At 67.8% G+C, this 16,298-nt stretch carries 19 protein-coding genes and 1 pseudogene; 11 read left to right on the plus strand and 9 right to left on the minus strand.

Features of this window, described 5'->3' with window-relative positions; all coding sequences use genetic code 11:
- Together KBY78_RS08445 and KBY78_RS08450 are read left to right on the plus strand one after the other, a co-directional pair.
- Positions 1-272 (plus strand): annotated as a pseudogene (locus KBY78_RS08445) (peptidoglycan glycosyltransferase); the annotation flags it as partial.
- Positions 272-1,870 (plus strand): GTP-binding protein, encoded by a 1,599-nt coding sequence (locus KBY78_RS08450; protein ID WP_255143218.1) that lies wholly within the window; start codon positions 272-274, stop codon positions 1,868-1,870. The pseudogene KBY78_RS08445 and the gene KBY78_RS08450, both read left to right, overlap by 1 nt.
- 202 nt (positions 1,871-2,072) lie before the next feature.
- Here KBY78_RS08450 and KBY78_RS08455 read toward each other — a convergent pair whose 3' ends face one another.
- The gene (locus KBY78_RS08455; RefSeq protein WP_255143219.1) at positions 2,073-3,527 is read right to left on the minus strand and encodes an aminotransferase class V-fold PLP-dependent enzyme; all 1,455 of its coding nucleotides are present in this window, start codon (positions 3,525-3,527) and stop codon (positions 2,073-2,075) included.
- 80 nt (positions 3,528-3,607) lie between these two features.
- Between KBY78_RS08455 and KBY78_RS08460 the strand changes: the two genes are divergently transcribed.
- A complete protein-coding gene (locus KBY78_RS08460; protein ID WP_255143220.1) occupies positions 3,608-4,117 on the plus strand; it encodes a nucleoside deaminase in 510 nt (169 codons plus the stop codon).
- Here the strand turns inward: KBY78_RS08460 and KBY78_RS08465 are convergent.
- Both KBY78_RS08465 and KBY78_RS08470 read right to left on the minus strand, forming a co-directional pair.
- On the minus strand, positions 4,087-5,250 hold the full coding sequence (locus tag KBY78_RS08465; RefSeq protein ID WP_255143229.1) for an alanine--glyoxylate aminotransferase family protein: 1,164 nt from the start codon (positions 5,248-5,250) through the stop codon (positions 4,087-4,089). The genes KBY78_RS08460 and KBY78_RS08465 overlap by 31 nt on opposite strands.
- A gap of 103 nt (positions 5,251-5,353) precedes the next feature.
- Positions 5,354-5,872 (minus strand): allophycocyanin subunit beta, encoded by a 519-nt coding sequence (locus KBY78_RS08470; RefSeq protein ID WP_006171610.1) that lies wholly within the window; start codon positions 5,870-5,872, stop codon positions 5,354-5,356.
- A gap of 251 nt (positions 5,873-6,123) precedes the next feature.
- Here KBY78_RS08470 and glnA point away from each other — a divergent pair, with 251 nt between their 5' ends.
- The 3 genes from glnA (at position 6,124) to KBY78_RS08485 (ending at position 9,105) form a co-directional block, all read left to right on the plus strand.
- A complete protein-coding gene (glnA, locus tag KBY78_RS08475) occupies positions 6,124-7,545 on the plus strand; it encodes a type I glutamate--ammonia ligase (protein WP_255143221.1) in 1,422 nt (473 codons plus the stop codon).
- A 68-nt stretch (positions 7,546-7,613) separates the two neighbouring features.
- The gene (locus tag KBY78_RS08480; protein ID WP_006171608.1) at positions 7,614-8,675 is read left to right on the plus strand and encodes a class I SAM-dependent methyltransferase; all 1,062 of its coding nucleotides are present in this window, start codon (positions 7,614-7,616) and stop codon (positions 8,673-8,675) included.
- 91 nt (positions 8,676-8,766) lie between these two features.
- Positions 8,767-9,105: a copper-binding protein gene (locus tag KBY78_RS08485; protein ID WP_071934232.1), complete on the plus strand. Its 339-nt coding sequence runs from the start codon at positions 8,767-8,769 to the stop codon at positions 9,103-9,105.
- Here KBY78_RS08485 and KBY78_RS08490 read toward each other — a convergent pair.
- Positions 9,102-9,431, minus strand: coding sequence for a hypothetical protein (locus KBY78_RS08490; protein ID WP_255143222.1), 330 nt, complete (start codon positions 9,429-9,431; stop codon positions 9,102-9,104). The two genes, KBY78_RS08485 and KBY78_RS08490, sit on opposite strands and share 4 nt — an antisense overlap.
- A gap of 36 nt (positions 9,432-9,467) precedes the next feature.
- On the opposite strand from KBY78_RS08490, the gene KBY78_RS08495 reads away from it, so the two are divergent.
- Positions 9,468-9,788 (plus strand): DUF6439 family protein, encoded by a 321-nt coding sequence (locus KBY78_RS08495; protein ID WP_037979782.1) that lies wholly within the window; start codon positions 9,468-9,470, stop codon positions 9,786-9,788.
- Positions 9,789-9,824: 36 nt separating this feature from the next.
- Here KBY78_RS08495 and KBY78_RS08500 read toward each other — a convergent pair whose 3' ends face one another.
- Positions 9,825-10,247: an ATP-binding protein gene (locus KBY78_RS08500; protein ID WP_255143223.1), complete on the minus strand. Its 423-nt coding sequence runs from the start codon at positions 10,245-10,247 to the stop codon at positions 9,825-9,827.
- A gap of 42 nt (positions 10,248-10,289) precedes the next feature.
- Positions 10,290-11,015, minus strand: coding sequence for a GUN4 domain-containing protein (locus KBY78_RS08505; protein ID WP_006171603.1), 726 nt, complete (start codon positions 11,013-11,015; stop codon positions 10,290-10,292).
- A gap of 72 nt (positions 11,016-11,087) precedes the next feature.
- Between KBY78_RS08505 and mnmH the strand changes: the two genes are divergently transcribed.
- The 4 genes from mnmH to KBY78_RS08525 are packed head-to-tail and all read left to right on the plus strand — an operon-like array spanning position 11,088 to position 14,612.
- Positions 11,088-12,143 (plus strand): tRNA 2-selenouridine(34) synthase MnmH, encoded by a 1,056-nt coding sequence (mnmH, locus tag KBY78_RS08510; RefSeq protein WP_255143224.1) that lies wholly within the window; start codon positions 11,088-11,090, stop codon positions 12,141-12,143.
- Between the two features lie 47 nt (positions 12,144-12,190).
- Positions 12,191-12,592, plus strand: coding sequence for a photosystem II reaction center protein Psb28 (gene psb28 / locus KBY78_RS08515; protein WP_006171601.1), 402 nt, complete (start codon positions 12,191-12,193; stop codon positions 12,590-12,592).
- Entirely contained in the window at positions 12,589-13,662 is a 1,074-nt protein-coding gene (locus tag KBY78_RS08520; RefSeq protein ID WP_255143225.1) for an AI-2E family transporter, read from the plus strand. The genes psb28 and KBY78_RS08520 overlap by 4 nt, the downstream gene beginning before the upstream one ends.
- Entirely contained in the window at positions 13,659-14,612 is a 954-nt protein-coding gene (locus tag KBY78_RS08525) for an AI-2E family transporter (RefSeq protein WP_255143226.1), read from the plus strand. Before KBY78_RS08520 ends, KBY78_RS08525 begins: the two co-directional genes overlap by 4 nt.
- 7 nt (positions 14,613-14,619) lie before the next feature.
- Here the strand turns inward: KBY78_RS08525 and KBY78_RS08530 are convergent, their stop codons facing one another.
- The 3 genes from KBY78_RS08530 to KBY78_RS08540 form a co-directional block, all read right to left on the minus strand.
- Positions 14,620-14,805, minus strand: coding sequence for a hypothetical protein (locus KBY78_RS08530; protein WP_006171598.1), 186 nt, complete (start codon positions 14,803-14,805; stop codon positions 14,620-14,622).
- Entirely contained in the window at positions 14,805-15,836 is a 1,032-nt protein-coding gene (secF, locus tag KBY78_RS08535; RefSeq protein ID WP_255143227.1) for a protein translocase subunit SecF, read from the minus strand. The genes KBY78_RS08530 and secF overlap by 1 nt, the downstream gene beginning before the upstream one ends.
- Positions 15,837-15,843: 7 nt before the next feature.
- The coding region (locus KBY78_RS08540) for an MMPL family transporter (protein WP_255143228.1) at positions 15,844-16,298 on the minus strand (455 nt) is incomplete at its 5' end.

Here is a 16,298-nt window from a genome sequence, read left to right on the forward strand (position 1 = left end):
TGCAGGTGCTGCTCCAGGCCGTGGTGCGCTCCGGCACAGGCCGGGCGGCGTACCTCGGCGGACAGGAAGGAGGCCAGACCGGTTCCACCAACGGGGCCAGGGATCTCCTGTTCATCGGCTCCGAGCCCAGTCGTCACTGGGTGATGGGCGTCTGGCTGGGCAACGACGACAACAGCCCCACCCGCAGCAGCAGCGCCCTGGCCGCCGGTCTCTGGGGCGACATCATGCGTCAGGCCACCCCGAGCCGTGGCGCCCCCGCGGCGAAGCCCTGATGCCTCGCCTGCGGCTCTGGATCTGGGCGGCGGCGGCGGTGGCTGTGATCGTGGCGCTGTCGCTGCTGCTGCAGGCCTTCAACAACCTGGTGTGGCAGCTCAGCTACCTGCTGCCACCGGCCCTGGTGGGCCCGCTGCTGCTGCTGCTGCTGGTGCTGGGCGGCGGCGCTGTGCTTCTCCTGCGCCTGGCCTGGCCCTGGCTGCGGGCCTGGCGCAATCCCAGGAATGCCCCTGGCCCCGGCACCCAACCCCTCCCCGCCCCCAGCAGCCGCCAGGAGGCGGCCGGTCAGCAGCTGCGTGCCATTGATCCGGTGCTGGAGCGGGTACGCGATGCGGTGGCCCGCGAAGCCCTGCGCCAGGAGCGCGACCGGGTGGAGGCGGAACTCTCCCGCGGCGATCTGGTGCTGGTGGTGTTCGGCAGTGGCTCCGCCGGCAAGACCTCTCTGATCCGCGCCCTGCTCCAGCAGGTGGTGGGGGAGGTGGGGGCCGCGATGGGCTCCACCACCACCTGCCACACCTACCGGTTACGCCTGAAGGGCTTGCAGCGGGGGCTGCAACTGGTGGATACACCGGGCATTCTCGAATCGGGCCGCGACGGCCAGGAGCGGGAGCGGGAGGCCCGCGCGCAGGCGGCCCGGGCCGATCTGCTGGTGCTCGTGGTGGATGGAGATCTGCGCGCCGCGGAGTTCCAGGTGTTCGAGGCCTTAGCCACTCTGGGCAAGCGCCTGGTGCTGGTGCTGAACAAGTGCGACCTGCGTGGCGAGGAGGAGGAGCGGCGGCTTCTGGCCCTGCTGCGCCAGCGCTGTGCCGGCAGAATCGCCACCGAGGACGTGATCCCTGCCGCAGCGGCGCCCCAGTCGATCCCCAGGCCTGGTGGTCGACCGCTTCAGCCTGGTCCGGAAGTTGAGGCCCTGCTGCGCCGTCTCTCGGAGGTGCTCCACCAGGACGGCGAAGAGCTGATCGCGGACAACATCCTGCTGCAGAGCCAGCGCCTCAGTGACGCCAGCCGTGCCCTGCTCTCGCGCCAGCGGCGCCAGGACGGGGAGGTCATTGTGGATCGCTACATGTGGATCGGTGCCGGGGTGCTGGTGGTGAACCCCCTGCCGGTGGTGGATCTGCTCGGTACGGCGGCGGTGAACGCCCAGATGGTGGTGGAGCTGGGCCGTGTCTACGGGGTGATGCTGACGCGGGAGGCGGGACAGGACCTGGCGCTCTCCGTGGGCCGCACCCTGGCGGGCCTGGGGGTGATCAAGGGGGGGCTGGGGCTGATCACGGCGGCCCTGAGCCTGAACGTGCCGGCGTTGCTGGTCAGCAAGGCGGTGCAGGGGGTGAGTGCCGCGTGGTTGACGCGGATTGCCGGCCTCAGCTTCCTCACCTACTTCGAGCAGGGCCAGGACTGGGGCGATGGCGGACTGCAGGAGGTGGTGCGCCGTCAGTACGACCTCAACCGGCGGGAGGGGGCGTTGAGCGGTTTTCTGGAGGTGGCCCTGCGCCGGGTGGTGGAGCCGCTGCAGCGCCGGCGGGACCGGCAGCTGCCACCACGCCCAGGGCCTCGGGGGGAGGGGGCTGGAGGGGGCCCCGGGCGTCGAGCACCGTGATCAGGCCGAGATAGAGAACCCCGATCAAAATCGAAAGGGCGCCGGTGATGATCGCCACCCAGCGTCCGCGGGGGTTGCTCTTGGGCTGCTCCTGGCTCATGGCCGCAGATCGCTCATGGCTGTTGTGGGTTCACGATGGCTTGTCACCCCTGAAGGCTGCTTACTCCGGCTGGCATCCTGCCGGTTGGCCGCGGCTCGCGTTTCAGATCAGCTCCCCGGGCCGCAGCGACTGGAGGACCACCGCGGCGAGCCGCTGCAGATGCTCCCCCTGGGTGTGGGGATTGCCCAGCACCGCCTTGAGGTGATGTTTCCCCTGGTAACGGGGCCGGGAGAGCATCAGGTCGTGCTCCAGCAGCCGCTGGCGGCAGTGCTGTGACCACTGCTCGCAGCCAGCCGCATCCAGCTGACTGGGACGGAAGGCCAGCAGGTGCAGGGGGCCGCTGAGCAGGGTGAGCTCGCAGGCGTCTTGGGCCCCATGCAACAGGTGCTGCAGGCTCCGCCGCCGCTGAATCGCCCCTTCGATCACGGCCTCGATGCCATTGAGGCCCAGCTGGCGCAAGCCAAGCCACAGCTTCAGAATCTCGGCGCTGCGGCTGCCCTGCAGGCCACACTCGCCTCCATGGCCCCCTTCGCGGCTGAGCTCCATGTAGGGCAGACCCGTGGCGAAGCTTCGCTCGAGGGCGGAGGGATCAGCCAGCAGCAGGAGTGAGGAGGTCTTGGTGATCCCCAGCAGTTTCTGGGGGTTGATCGTGATCGAATCCGCCTGCCCCAGGCCGTCGACCCGCTGGCGGTGGCGCTCAGACAGGCCGAGCACCCCACCGATCGCCGCATCGACGTGCAGCCAGACCCCGTGGCGGCGGCAGAGGGACGCGAGTTCCACCAGGGGATCCACGGCCCCGCGCACGGTGGTGCCGGCGGTGGCCACCAGGGCGATCACCGGGACGCCAGCGGCGCTGAGGGACTCCAGGTACTCAGCCACCAGCGCCGGCTCGAGGCGGCCGTCGCCATCGAGGGGCAGGCGGTGCAGGGCTGCGGCCGGAAGACCCATCACCATCGCGGCCTTCTCCAGCGAGGTGTGGCTGTCGAGGCCGCAGAGCACCACGGCCTCGGGGACGCCGCGCAGCCCGCGACTCTCCCGGGCCGCGACCAGGGCCATCAGATTGCTGAGGCTGCCGCCGCTGGCGGGCACCCCGCCGGAGCGCTCCCCAAGGCCCAGCCGCCGGGCCAGCCAGCCGCACAGGCTCCGCTCCAGTCGGCTGAGCGAGGGGGAGAGCTCCTCGGCCAGCAGGTTGTTGTTCAACCCCGCACAGATCAGGTCCCCCACCAGCGAGGCGCTCAGGGGCGGGGGATCGAGGTGGGCCAGGGCGCCGGGATGGTTCGGGTTGTAGGCCCCCTCCATCACCAGGTGCAGATCCGCGAGCAGCCTCTCGGCGCCCAGCCCAGAGGTTTCCGGCTCCACGGCCGGCAGCAGGCTCAGGCCCGGCAGGGGGGGACGGCTCACGGCCGAGCCCAGCCATCGGCAGAGCTGTTGGCTGGCGTCCGCAAGAAAGGCCTCCAGATCCGCGTCGAAGACGCCCGGTGAGGCGAAGGGCAGGGGATCGAGCGCCCGCTCCTGGTGTGGCGTGACGGCCAAGGGCAAGGCGGTCGGGGCAACCATTGTCCCTTGTAACGGGAGCAGTCCGGGCTGTCAGTCTCGGGTTCTGAGCGCCGCTGCCCTCACTGCCAACGCCTACGCCCATGCGCCCTCCTGCCCCTCTGCCGCTCAGCAGCCAGCAGTTCTGGATGGAGCGGTTGCTGCGGATGGCCCAGCGGGCGGGCGAGGCCGGAGAGATCCCTGTGGCGGCCGTCGTTCTCGATGGAGCTGGCCGTGCCCTGGGCTGGGGAACGAACCGGCGTCAGACTCATCAGGATCCCCTGGGCCATGCCGAACTGGTGGCGCTCAGCCAGGCCGCACGCCTCATTCACGACTGGCGCTTCAACGCCTGCAGCCTGCTGGTGACCCTGGAGCCCTGTCCGATGTGTGCTGGCGCCCTGATCCAGGCCCGCATGGGCCGGGTGGTGTTCGCCGCCGGAGATGCCAAGCGTGGTGCCCTGGGCGGCTGCCTCAACCTGGCGGCGGACCCCAGCTCCCACCACCACATGGAGGTGATGGGCGGTGTGCGGGAGCAGGAGGCCAGAGAGCTGCTGGAGAGCTGGTTCAGACGCCGGCGCAGAGCTCAGGCGATCGCGGCAACGGGCGGCGACTGACGGAAGGCGGGAAGTTCCGTCTCCAGCAGGTTGAGCAGCAGATCGACGTTCTCCGGCTGGCTGTTGTAGCCCATCAGGCCGATCCGCCAGACCTTGCCGGCGAGGGCGCCGAGGCCACCGCCCACCTCGATGCCGTGGGTGTTGAGCAGGTGAAGCGAGAAGGCTTTGCCATCGATCCCCTCGGGAATGCGCACCGTGGTGAGGGTGGGCAGGCGCAGATGCTCAGGCACGTGCAGCTCGAGGCCAAGGCGCTCCAGGCCCGCCCAGAGGCGCTCGGCATTGCTGCGGTGTCGGCTCCAGGCGTTCTCCAGGCCCTCTTCGGCAAGCAGCCGCAGGGCTTCGCGCATGCCGAAGTTCATGTTCACCGGGGCAGTGTGGTGATAAACACGGTTGCTGCCCCAGTACTGGTTGAGCAGTGAGACATCCAGATACCAGTTGGGTACCTTGCTGCTGCGGGCTGCCAACTTGGCCTCAGCCCGCTCCCCCATGGTGAAGGGGCCGAGGCCCGGAGGACAGCTCAAGCCTTTCTGGCTGCAGCTGTAGGCCAGGTCGACACCCCAGGCGTCGAGGTGCAGGGGCACGGCCCCGAGGGACGTGACCGTGTCGAGCAGCAGCAGGCAGTCGTAGCGGCGGCAAAGCTCGCCGATTCCTTCCATCGGCTGGCAGACACCGGTGGAGGTTTCCGCGTGAACCATCGCCAGGATCGCTGGACGGTGACTGGCCAGGGCCTGCTCGATCTCTTCGAGGGTGAAGGCCTCTCCCCAGGGCCGCTCGATCGTGGCCACCTCAGCCCGGTAGCGCCCGGCCATGTCGACGAGGCGCAGGCCGAAGTAGCCCTTCACCGCCACCAGCACCTTGTCGCCAGGCTCGACGGTGTTGGCCAGGGTCGCCTCCATGGCGGCACTGCCGGTGCCGCTCATGGGAATGGTGAGACGGTTCTCGGTCTGCCAGGCGTAGCGCAGCAGATCCTGCACCTCTCCCATCAGCTCGATGTAGAGCGGATCGAGGTGGCCGATCGGGGTGCGGCTGAGGGCCTTCAGGACCGTGGGGTGGGCGTTCGACGGCCCTGGACCGAGCAGCAGCCGGTCCGGGGTGGCGATCGGCCCCAGCCGCAGGCGATGACGATCGCTCACGGTGCCCGCCGCGGCGGTGGAGGGGGAGGAAGACAGGGTGACCAAGGCCTGCAGCGCAACTAAGGATCGATGAACGTCAGCCTAAGCAGTGAGCAAAAAGGCCTCAGCGTGCCCTGACATTGGTGTCGCCCAGACCGCGGGCCATGTGCTCGAACGGAGCGCTGATCAGAGTCCCAGGCTCCAGCCCCGCTTCCGAAAGCCGCTCCGCCAGCACTTCTCCCAACAGCACGATGCTGCGCACTGTGGGACCGGTGGGGACCCCCAGGCTCTTGTAGGTGTCGTCGAGGCCGTTGAGAACGCGCTCGTTGAGGATGGTGGGGTCGTCCGCCACCAGCGCATAACTGGCGTAGCGCAGGAAATAATCCATGTCCCGCAGGCAGGCGGCCAGCCGTCGGGTGGTGTAGGCATTACCGCCGGGGAGGAGAAGTTCCGGATCCTGCTCGAACAGCCGACGGCTGGCATCCCGGACGATCTCTGCCGCTTCCCGGTTGATCAGTTCCACCGCTGCCAGCCGTACTTCAGTCTGGGAGTGGTAGGTGGCGATCCGATCGATCGCGTCCCGATCGAGATAGCGCCCCAGCTGGTCATACCGGCCGATCAGACCGGTAATGGCATCGCGTATGACGTTGAGATCGTCCCACCTGGTGCGGAAGCTAGCACCCAAGATTGGCAAGATCCCTGTCCAGACATGGAATCTGGCGCTTCTGACAGACACCGTTACGCAGGCCTGGCCAGCGGCACCCCCATGGCCCGGCCCTGGGCGAGGGTTACAACGGGCACCAAAGGCCAGCGGGACCTCCCCAAGCATCGATCCCGCGGCTGTCTGCGGCTGCCACCGGCCTTCCTTCCTCCCTTCCGCCTTTCTCTTCCCCCATGGCCAACCCAGCCCAGGACCTGCTTCGTCGGATCAGGGACGAGGGCATTGAGCTGATTGACCTCAAATTCGCCGATCTCCATGGCCAATGGCAGCACCTCACCGTCTGCACGGACCTGCTGAATGAGGAGTCGTTTCAGAGCGGCCTGGCCTTTGATGGCTCCTCGATCAGGGGCTGGAAGGCGATCAATGAATCGGACATGGTGATGGTGCCCGATCCGGCCACCGCCTGGATTGATCCCTTTCTTCGCCACAAGACCCTCAGCCTGATCTGCTCGATTCAGGAGCCCCGCAGCGGCGAGGCCTATGGGCGTTGCCCCCGGTCGCTGGCCCAGCGGGCCCTGGCTCATCTGGCCGGCACGGGCCTGGCCGACACGGCCTACTTCGGACCTGAGCTGGAGTTCTTCCTGTTCGAAGACGTGCGCTACGGCTCCAGCGAGGGAGGCAGTTTCTACAGCGTCGATTCGATAGAAGCCCCCTGGAACAGCGGCCGACTGGAGGAGGGCGGCAATCTGGCCTACAAGATGAACGCGAAGGAGGGCTATTCCCCCGTCCCCCCAAGCGACACCTTCCAGGACATCCGCAGCGAGATGTTGCTGACCATGGGTCAGCTGGGGGTGCCGATCGAGAAGCATCACCACGAAGTGGCGGCCTCTGGCCAGCAGGAGCTGGGCATCAGGTTCGCCGAGCTGATCAGCGCGGCCGACAACGTGATGATCTACAAGTACGTGGTGCGCAATGTGGCCCGCAAGTACGGGCGCTCCGCCACCTTCATGCCCAAGCCGGTGTTCGCCGACAACGGCAGCGGCATGCACGTGCACCAGAGCCTCTGGAGGGACGGTCAACCGCTGTTTTTCGGACTGGGCACCTACGCGGATCTCTCCCAGACGGCCCGCTGGTACATCGGGGGACTGCTGCGGCATGCCCCCAGCTTCCTGGCCTTCACCAATCCCACCACCAACAGCTACAAACGCCTGGTGCCGGGCTTCGAGGCACCAGTGAATCTGGTCTATTCCCAGGGCAACCGCTCAGCTGCCGTGCGCATTCCCCTCAGCGGTGAAAACCCCCGTGCCAAGCGCCTGGAGTTCCGCAGCGGCGATGCCATGGCCAATCCCTATCTGGCGTTCTCCGCCATGCTCCTGGCTGGCCTGGATGGCATCCGTCAGCAGATCGACCCGGGCGACGGGATGGACCTTGACCTGTTCGAGTTGCCCCCTGAAGATCTGGAGCAGATCGCCACGGTGCCCTCCTCCCTCGAGGGCGTGCTGGCCGCCCTCGAGGCCGACCACGAGTATCTGCTGGCCGGGGAGGTGTTCAGCGAAGACTTCATCAGCAACTGGATCGCCCTTAAATCCGAGGAGGTGCAGCAGCTGCGGCAACGGCCCCATCCCTACGAGTTCAGCCTCTATTACGACGGCTGAGCCTCGCGGCTGCCAGGCGGATCAGCTGAAATGGAGGGCCTTGCGCGCCGCCTCTCCACCGGCACCCCATGCCCGACACCGTCAGCAAGTTCGCCTACCAGGCCCTGCAGCAGGGCAAGACGATCATGGGTCTGGCCCACAAGGAGCTGGGCGGTCGGCTGATGCGCCTGGTCGATCCCCAGGGCGCTCCCCAGACGGTGCCGGTGCCCGCGCAGATGAGCCTGGCCCTCAAGGCCTCCATGGACCGGTTGCTGGAGACCGACTGGCAGGACGCTGAGAGCGGCCTTTATCCCCCCTCCCTCCTTTTCGATGCCCCCTGGCTCGACTGGGCGGCCCGCTATCCCCTGGTCTGGCTGGACACCCCCCGTCAGTGGAACCGCCGCACCCAGCGCAAGGTGAGGGATCTGCCCCGGGATGTGCGCCCCGAGGACTACCCCTCCTATTACCTGCAGAATTTCCATCATCAGACCGATGGCTATCTGAGCGACCATTCCGCGGCGCTCTACGACCTTCAGGTCGAAATCCTCTTCAACGGCAGCGCCGATGCGATGCGCCGCCGCCTGATCGCCCCCCTCAGGCGGGGGCTGCGGGCCTTCGCCCAGCGCTCCCCTGGCCAGCTGCGCCTTCTGGATGTGGCCACCGGTACCGGCCGCACTCTGCGTCAACTGCGCGGTGGCCTTGGGGAGATCCAGCTGGTGGGCCTTGACCTCTCGGCGTCGTACCTGCGTGAAGCCAACCGTTGCCTCAGCCAGTTGCCGGGGGAGCTGCCCCAGCTGGTGCAGGGAAATGCCGAGTCGCTGCCCTTCGCTGATGCCACCTTCCAGGCGGTGAGCTGTGTGTTCCTCTTCCATGAGCTCCCCGCCGAAGCCCGCCAGAACGTTCTGCAGGAGTGCTTCCGGGTGATCGAGCCAGGCGGTGTGCTGGTGCTGGCCGATTCAATCCAGCTGGCTGATTCCCCCGAGTTCTCTGCGGTACTGGAGAACTTCCGCCGGGCCTTCCACGAGCCCTATTACCGCGATTACATCGCCGATGACATCGAAGCGCGCCTGGTTCAGGCCGGCTTCGCTGGGATCAGCGCCCAGTCCCATTTCATGACCCGGGTCTGGTCCGCCACCAAGCCTTTGGCCTGAGGGCGTCAGCGCAGCAGCACATCGACCGCCAGATCCCAGCAGGTTTTGCCGAATGTGAATAGGTTTTCGTTGTTCTTGGGTGTTTCGCCTGATGTCCAATCCCTTTCATCTGCGCTGGTTACAAGGCTGGTCCTTTCAGACGGTTCTGATGGAAGGACATGTCCAGATCGAAGCCCACGGTTTTGGCATTCGCCTGCGCACCCCCCTGCTGGCGGGTGAGAGTCCGCGTTCGGGTGCCGACAGGCTCGTGCTCCAGGAAGACCGCCGCCGCCGCTCGTTGTACCACTCCTGGCGGAGCAGCCAGTTGCAGCACCCGCTGCCGGCTCCCACCAAGGAAGTCCTCTTCGCCAGTGGTGGCCTTTTCGCCGAGGGCAGTCCCTATCTGGTCGACGTGATCGAGGAGGTCTCCGAGCTGGTGCTGGCCGCCTAGCGCAGCAGCCACCAGGCCAGGATCAGCCCGGCCCCGCCCCAGCGCAGGGCCTGCCAGAGCACCTGGTCCTGCCAACGGCCGCCCCGCAAGGGAGCCGGCAGGGGATCCAGCAGTCGCTGACCCAGCTCGAGTCGCTGGCTCAACCGCCTCCCTGAGCAGGAGAGTTCCGCAGGGCTGGAGCGCTCCTGGGCCGCCAGCCTCTCTCCCTGGCTCGCCACGGTGAGCAGGGTTGATAGTCCATGCAGCCAACCGGAGCCCCGGCTGGGCGGCCGGTTGAGCGAACGGGAGGATCGGCGCCGCGGTCGACGCCGCGAAGGGTTGGCCATCGCGTCAGGATGGATCCCCACGATGTCTCCCGTCCAGTGCCGCTTTCCTCAGCGCCCGCTGCCGCCACGCGGAGTGGATCTCCCCAGACCTGGCCGGCCACCAGCCGTGAGCTGGCGGAGGAGCTGCAGCGGCTCCTGGCCATCGATGGACGCGACTGGCATGCCCAGAAAGGCCACAAACCCAGGCGCGCGGCCGAGCAGGTGGCGGCGGCCCTGGTCCATCTGCTTGCGGAGGACAGCCCCCCCCAGCGCCTCGAGGGTGACGCCCAGGAGCGGGCGATCGAACTGCTGGAGCACGGTCTGGCCTGGTTGAAGGGAGACCTGCGTGATCCCGGCTGCCCCAGCCACGGCCACTGAACCAGTCTTCAATCCTCGGAGGCCAGGCCAGCCGGCTCAGGCCCGGTGCCGATGGGCCGCCAGCTGAAGGCGGTTGCCCCGCTCGCTCCAGCGCACGTCATCGAAGCAGTGGTGAATCAGGAAGAAGCCCCGGCCGCAGCAGGCATCGCTGCGCTCGGGCAGGACGCTGGAGCGAGCACAGACCGGTACCCCGCGGCCCTCGTCCTGGATCTGCCAGATCACCCAGTTGGGGGTGAGGATGCGGCGGATGCGCAGGCATTTGCGTGGGTCGCCGCCGTTGCCGTGCCGCACCGCATTCACCAAGGCCTCCTGCAGGCCGAGCTGCAACTCCGCCAGGTTGGCTGCCGTGGCCATCGGCTCCAGCAGCAGTTCCAGCAGGGGGGCTAACTGAAGCGTGGAGGGAGTGATGAAGTCGGTCCACCGCAGCGGACTGATCAGGCGCCGAAGCATCCACACCATTCACGGCTCAATTTGACCCTAACGCTCCGGGCCTCCCCAGGCTCAGCCGGTGCTGATTCGTTGTTGCACAGCCGGGTGATTGAGCAAGGCATCCATCAGGCGCACCCCGCGCAACTGGTTGATCAGCGGCATGTGTCCCTCCGGCGCCTCCAGGTTCCACTGGAACGCACTGGGGTAACGGGTCCAGGTGCCCTCGCTCTTCCAGCCCAACCTGGGCCAGAGCTGGTCCCAGCGGCCGTTGCAGGCTCTCAGCAGCCGCCCCTGGACGGAAAACCCGAAGCGGCCCCGGGAGTAGGAGACCCAGAGCCGATCGAGGCTGGTGAGATCGAGGCTGGGCATGGGAGCCACCTCGCTGTAGTAGACGTAGCCGCGCCGGACCGCTTCAGCTCCGGCCAGTTGTCGGAGCACCTCGCTGGTGATGCGATCCGCCAGCTCGAACGAGCCCTCGGCCAGGGCCTCCTGCAGGGGGGCGTAGGCGATGCCATCGGCACTGGCAACGTTCAGCCATCCTCCTGGATGGCCCTCGAGCAAGGCCTCCCTGAGGCTGTCGTTCTCGGCCAGAAGCATCTGAACCCAGAGGCCGGCGATCCAGTCGTCGCTGTCGGGATCGTGGCGGCTGAGGGCATCGAGCAACAAAGGACGCAGCTCCTGGGAGCGGGCCTCGATCTGGGGGAGCAGGCTCCGCCGCTGGCGCGGGGAGCTGGAGCTGAAACGCTCGAGCAGCTGTTCGGCGCTGGCCGTGGCGGAAGCGGGTGGACCGGAAAGCATGAAGTTCGGCGGGCCTGAGCCGGGCCGGCGTGGGCCCACTATGTCAGGCAAGGTCCGTGGAGGTGGGGCGCGATGGCGTCGTGGCTGGCGATCGACGCCTTCCTGGCGGGCGAAGGAGCACTGCTGGATGTGCGCAGCCCGGCGGAGTTCGCCCAGGGGCACATTCCCGGAGCTCTCAACCTGCCCCTGTTCAGCGACCTTGAGCGGGCCGAGGTGGGCCTGACCTACAAGCAGCGGGGCTCCCAGCAGGCGGTTCAAACGGGGCTGGCGCTGGTGGGCCCGAAGCTGGCGGCCCTCGGCGATGGTCTGCTCGCGCACCATCAAACCGCCGGCGGTGGGCCCCTGCGCATCCATTGCTGGCGTGGCGGCATGCGCTCCGCCAGCATCGGCTGGCTGGCCGAAACCCTGGGGCTGCCGGTGCAGCTGCTGGAGGGGGGGTACAAGGCTTACCGCCGCTGGGTGCTGGCCAGCTTCGAGCGCCCCTGGCCCCTGAGGCTGCTGGGCGGGCGCACCGGCACCGGCAAGACCGACCTGCTGCTGGAGCTGGCCCGCCGCGGGGTGGCGGTGGTCGATCTCGAGGGACTGGCCCACCACCGCGGCAGCAGCTTCGGTGGCCTCGGGCTGCCGCCCCAGCCCAGCAACGAGCACTACGAGAACCGCCTGGCGGCGGCCCTTGCCGCCTGCGCTGGGGCCGGTGCGATCTGGCTTGAGGCTGAAAGTGCCCAGGTGGGGCGATGCCGCATCCCGGCAGGGCTCTGGCGGCAGATGCAGGCTGCTCCGGTGCTGGAGATCCGCAGGCCCCTGGGTGAACGGCTGCGCCGGCTGGTGGCGGTCTATGGGGTTCAGGAGCCCGATGACCTGGCGGAGGCCACCCGGAGGATCGCGCGGCGGCTGGGACCGGTCCGCACCCAGGAGGCACTGGCGGCGATCGAGCGACGCGACTGGAGCGAGGCCTGCCGCTGGATGCTCGACTACTACGACCGCTGTTACGACCACGAGCTGGAGCGTCAGCGCAAGCGACCGGAGCCCGGCTCCGCCCATCGCTCCCTCGACCTCCATGACTGGGACGAGGGGCGCTCCGCCACTTTGCTCCTGAGCCGTGGAGGATCAAGCTCATGTGAACTGTGAAGGCGCGATCAGAGGGTCTGCTTAGGATCGAACTTTGCCCCTCCCCGATGACGGCCATTCAGTTCTTCCGCGGGGTGGACGAGCCCGTGATTCCCGATATCCGTCTGACCCGCTCCCGCGATGGACGAACTGGCCAGGCCCTCTTTGTGTTCGAGCAACCCCAGGCGCTCGCTCCTGAAGCCATGGGCGACATCACCGGGATGTTCCTGCTCGACGAAGAGGGTGAATTGGTGACCCGGGAGGTGAAGGCCAGGTTCGTGAACGGCAAACCCAGCGCCCTCGAGGCCACGTACACCTGGAAGACGGAAGCGGATTTCGACCGGTTCATGCGTTTCGCCGAGCGCTACGCCGCCGGCCATGGTCTCGGTTTCGCAGAAAAGGATGGGGACTCCGAGGCCGATGGAGCCAGCCCCGACCCGGCCGCTGAGGGCGAGCCCGAAGGCGCTTGAAATTCGGCCAATGGCTTGGCCTGGCGGCGATCATCGCCGCCGTTGCCCTTCTCTGGAGCCTGCGGGGATTACTGCTGCAGCTCTTCGCTGCCGTGGTGCTGGCCATGGCGATCTGCACCCTGGTGGGGGTGGTGCGCGGGCGGCTGGGCTGCTCCAGGCCCCTCGCCCTGACCATCAGCCTGGGGGCCGTGGCCCTGGTGGTGGTGGTGGGCGGTGTGGTGCTGATCCCTCCCTTCGTGGAGCAGTTCGCCGAGCTGCTGGCCAAGCTGCCCGATGCGGCGGATGTGCTGATCGCTCTGGCCCGCCGGGTGCTGGCCAACGTGAGCCGGGTGCTCTATGGCCGCCATGACGGATCGCTGGAGTGGCTTCAGCAGCTCTGGCCGGCCAGGGGTCCCAGCCCGGATGTGCTGGCCGGTGGCCTGGGGGGCGGCGCCCTGCGGCTGCTGGGTCTGGCGAGCAACCTGGGCAGCGGCACCCTGCAACTGGTGTTCGTCCTGGCGATGAGTCTGATGCTGGCCGTGCAGCCCACCGCCTACCGCGATGTGCTGGTGCTGCTGGCCCCCTCCTTCTACCGCCGGCGCCTGCGCCAGGTGCTCGACCTCTGCGGAGCGGCCCTGAGCGACTGGATGGTGGGAGTGGCGATCAGCTCGGTGTGCGTGGCCCTGTTGGCGGGCGTGGGCCTGTCGTTGCTGGGGGTGGAGCGGGTGGTGGCCAACGCCTCGCCGGCAGGCCGGCTCAACGTGATTCCCACGGTGGGTCCCACCCTGAGCACCACCTTTCCGATGTCGGTGGCTCTGCTCGACGCCCCCTGGAAAGCCTTGGCAGTTCTGGGGCTCTACGTGGTGGTGCAGCATCTGGAGAGCTACGTGATCACCCCGTCGGTGATGCACGCCAAGCTTCGGCTGCTGCCCGGTCTCACCCTCACCGCCCAGTTTCTGTTCACCGTGATTTTCGGTCCGCTGGGCCTTTTGCTGGCCCTGCCGATGGCGGTTTGCGTCCAGGTGATTGTGCGTGAGGTGCTCATCCACGACATCCTTGATCCCTGGAAGCGCCAGCGATTGTCTCCATGAACGGCCGCGCCCTGCTGGGGACCCTCTCCCTTGTGCTGCTGGCCCTGCTGGTGTGGGAACTGCGCTGGGTGCTGCTGGTGCTCTTCGGGGCCGTGGTTCTGGCCGTGGCGCTGGATGTGCCTGTGAGTCTGCTGCGCCGACGGCTGCCCCTGAACCGGCCCAGCGCCGTGGCCCTGGTGATCGTGGCCCTGGTGCTGGTGGGCTGGAAGGTGTCGGTGCTGTTGCTGCCAGAGGTGTTGCAGCAGGCCAATCAATTCACCCAGCTGTTGCCGGTGCTGTTGCAACGGCTCGGCGATCTGGCCGGCGGCTCGATGGCTTTTCGCAGCTTCGAGGAGCGGTTGCTGGAGCTGGCCACCTGGGACAAGCTTCAGCCCCTGGGAACCCAGCTGTTGGGGGTGGCGGGGGGCGCCGCCAGTTCCACCATTCCGATCCTGCTGATGGAGCTGCTGGCGATTCTGCTGGCCCTGGATCCCAGGCCTCACCAGCGGCTGATGCTGGAGGCACGCGAGGCTCTCGGCGGCTGGCTGGCGGGGATGACCATTTCGGCGGTGACGGTGTTCCTGCTCACCTGGGCGGGCCTGGCGCTGCTGAAGGTGCCTCTGGCCCTGCTGAGTGGACTGGTCTGCGGTCTGCTCACCTTCGTACCCACGATCGGCCCGACGGTGGCCACGGCCCTGCCTCTGGCGGTGGCCCTGCTGATCTCCCCGGCCAAGGTGGCGCAGGTGCTGGTGCTGCGCCTGATGCTGCAGAACGCCGAAGCTTTCGTGCTCACCCCGCTTCTGCTCAGCCGCACGGTCAACCTGCTGCCCACCGTGGCCCTGATGGCCCAGCTGAGCCTCGGTGCCCTGCTGGGGCTGCCGGGGGTGCTGCTCGCCCTGCCGCTGGTGGTGGTGCTGCAGGTGGTCTTCCAGCGGGTGCTGGTGGAACAGGTGATGGACCGTTGGACCTGACTTCTGATCAGCGGTAGTGCTTGATCAGGCTGGGGGTGAGCAGCAGCACCACCACGGCCAGGGGGTGCTGCTGGGTGGCCGAAACCAGTGACGACCAGGTGAAGTGGTCGGCCAGCAGCCGCAGTTCCGTCATCAGATCCCCCAGCGCCAACAGAGCCAGCAGTACCGGGATGAACGGCGGGAAGCGCCGCATCAAGCCACGCCGGCAGGGGCCGACCCATCCTCTTGAGGTGATTCCACGAAGCCCTTGCCGCTGAGCAGAGGCAGCAGGGTGGGGGCCACGCCGATGCTCGACCAGCTGCCGACACTGATGCCGGCGGTGAGCGCCACGGAGAACCAGAACAGACTGCTGCCGCCGAAGAACAGGATCCCCAGCAGGGGCAGCAGCGTGGTGAGTGAGGTGTAGAGAGAGCGGGTCAGGGTGGCATCGACGGCCACATCCACCTGATCACTGAAGGGGAAGGCCCCCAGGCTTGTTTTCTGTTCGCGGATCCGGTCGAACACCACCACGGTGTCGTTGACGGAATACCCGGCTACGGTGATGAGCGCCACGGCGAAGAGGGAATCCACTTCAATCCCCAGCAGCAGCCCGAGCCAGGCGAACAGCCCGGTGGTGATCAGCACGTCGTGGGCCAGACAGAGGATCGCCAGGAAGGCGAAGACCCTGTCGTAGCGAAGGGTGATGTAGAGGGCGATGGCCGCGAAGCTCACCAGCAGGGACAGGAGGCTGCTGCGCAGCAGCTGGGCGCCGAGGGTGGGGCCGATGGTGTCCACCGAGGTTCCGCCGTCCTTGAACGGCCCCAGGCTGCCAGCCAGCTGGCTGATCACAGCGTTGCCCTGCTCGGCGCTGAGGCTCGGCAGGCGCAGCTCGATCGAGCGCCCCTGATCCAGCACCTGCACCGGTGCGCCCCGCAGGCCTGGCGCAGCCGCACCACCCTCATCGGGCAGCTTCAGGCCGTCGAGTCGCTCGGCCACCTGGGGCACGGTGATCGCTGAGCAGTTGGGGTCGCAGGCCCGCTCCAACTGGATGCGGGTGCCACCGGTGAAGTCGAGGCCGGGCTTGAGCGGGGCGCCGATGGCGGGGTTGAGCCAGCACAGGGCGATGCCGATCAGGCTGATCAGACAGGCCACAGCCGAGCCCCACCAGGCGATGTGCCGGTGGCGGGTGATGCGGAAGTACTGGATCGGCGGCAACGCTGCCGATTCAGATGGGGTGGGGGTCATGGGTTGCTCAGGCGGCTGGCGAGGGCAGCTGACGGCTGGGCAGGAAGTAACCGGGGCGCCGCAGGGTCGGGTAGCTCATCATCAGGCGCAGGAGTACGCGGGTGCAGGACAGGGCGGTGAACAGGCTGAGCAGCAGGCCGATGCCGAGGGTCACGGCAAAGCCCTTGACCAGGCCCGTTCCGAGGGCAAAAAGGGCGATGCAGCTGATCAGCCCGGTGACGTGGCCATCCAGGATCGAGGAGAAGGCCAGGGAAAAGCCACTGTCGATCGAGCGGATCAGGGTGTTGCCCGAGCGCAGCTCCTCCTTGACCCGCTCGCAGATCAGCACGTTGGCGTCCACCGCCATGCCGATCGAGAGGATGAAGCCGGCAATCCCCGGCAGGGGGAGGGTGACGGGAATCAGGGCATACGTGGCCGTGTTGAAGAGGGCATACAGACTCAGAGCCACCACGGCCACCGCTC

It is taken from the genome of Synechococcus sp. EJ6-Ellesmere (assembly GCF_024345875.1).
In the GTDB taxonomy this organism is placed as follows: domain Bacteria; phylum Cyanobacteriota; class Cyanobacteriia; order PCC-6307; family Cyanobiaceae; genus Regnicoccus_A; species Regnicoccus_A antarcticus.